The sequence below is a fragment of the Oleiphilus sp. HI0066 genome (assembly GCF_001635725.1).
In genome coordinates this window covers 1-1,620 of record NZ_LWFH01001125.1, presented here as the reverse complement: position 1 = coordinate 1,620, position 1,620 = coordinate 1, and the positions used below count along the sequence as shown (strand labels likewise).

At 44.4% G+C, this 1,620-nt stretch carries 3 protein-coding genes; all 3 read right to left on the bottom strand.

Features of this window, described 5'->3' with window-relative positions; genetic code table 11:
- On the bottom strand, positions 1–830 hold an 830-nt coding region (gene groEL / locus A3738_RS14805; RefSeq protein ID WP_156504275.1), incomplete at its 3' end, for a chaperonin GroEL.
- Between the two features lie 50 nt (positions 831–880).
- Complete coding sequence (locus A3738_RS14800; protein WP_068477336.1) at positions 881–1,171, bottom strand: co-chaperone GroES; 291 nt, start codon at positions 1,169–1,171, stop codon at positions 881–883.
- Positions 1,172–1,335: 164 nt separating this feature from the next.
- A partial coding sequence (locus A3738_RS14795; RefSeq protein ID WP_197473872.1) for an FxsA family protein occupies positions 1,336–1,620 on the bottom strand: 285 nt, incomplete at its 5' end.

The following is a 1,620-nucleotide window of genomic DNA, read 5'->3' as shown; positions in this document are numbered from 1 at the left end:
TTAACAGCCGCAACTTTAACGATGCCGCGCATATTATTGACAACCAAGGTTGCTAACGCTTCGCCTTCAACATCTTCAGCAATGATAAGAAGTGGCTTGCTCGCTTTTGCAACGTTTTCAAGAACTGGCAACAACTCACGAATGTTAGAAATTTTCTTGTCGACCAACAAAATGAATGGGCTTTCAAGCTCAGCACTCATATTGTCTTGGTTGTTAATGAAGTATGGAGATAGATAACCGCGATCGAACTGCATACCCTCAACAACGTCTAACTCGTCTTCAAAACCGCTCGCTTCTTCAACAGTGATAACGCCTTCTTTACCGACCTTATCCATCGCTTGTGCAATGATGTCACCAACAGAAGAATCACTGTTTGCTGAAATTGTACCGACTTGCGCAATCGCTTTATTGTCAGCACATGGTTGCGCCATGCCTTTCACAGCTTCAACAGCTGCTTGTACGCCCTTGTCGATTCCACGCTTAAGATCCATTGGGTTCATACCAGCCGCAACAGCTTTCAAACCTTCGTTTACGATTGCTTGAGCAAGTACTGTTGCAGTCGTAGTACCGTCACCCGCTACGTCGTTCGCCTGAGACGCAACTTCTTTAACCATTTGCGCACCCATGTTCTCGAACTTGTCTTTAAGCTCGATCTCTTTCGCAACAGACACGCCGTCCTTTGTTACAGTTGGCGCACCAAATGATTTATCTAGAACAACGTTACGACCTTTTGGTCCAAGTGTTACTTTTACTGCATCAGCAAGAATATTTACGCCTGCCAACATACCTTGGCGAGCTGAATCACCGAATTTTACGTCTTTTGCTGTCATGTTTTTGTCCTGTTTAACTCGTATCTAATCAGTAGGAAAATGAAACCGAATTACGCTTCGATGATGCCGAAAATTTCGCTTTCAGCCATGATGAGAAGCTCTTCACCGTCAATTTTCACGGTATTTCCAGCGTATTGACCAAATACCACAGTATCGCCAGCTTTCACCGCCATCGCTTGCACACTACCGTTATCCAGTGCTTTACCAGCACCTACTGCAACTACTTCACCTTGTGAAGGTTTTTCGGTAGCGCTACCTGGAAGAACAATACCTCCAGCTGAAGTAGTTTCTTCTTCTTTACGACGTACAACAACGCGATCGTGTAATGGACGGATGTTCATCTCAATGCTTCTCCTAACAGGTTATCAATCCGATTTGATAAGTCTCTTTCGAGATATTTTTTTATGTTGGTCTTACGTCACTCTGATACGTAAGAAACGTGTGATGCTTAGATAGGGCCGCTCACTAGCTTTTCAAGCCCTCTCAAGAACTTTTTTTGAAAAACTTACTTTAACTGATCGCGTCGTTCATGAACTTCCTCGTATTCCGCGTCAATTGCATCATCAAAGCGATCAGATCTAGATTGCGAAGAATAAGTTGAATGAGAAAACTGAGTACCAGAAACGATCATCCTAGCCGCCACAAGCTTGGCTAATTGGCTTCTAAGACCAGGCGTCAACAGAGCAAAACCAATTGCATCTGTTACAAAACCTGGCGTTAACAATAGTGCTCCAGCAACCGCGAGCAACAGCCCTTCACCAATCTCTGAAACAGGCAGCGCCCCTTGCTG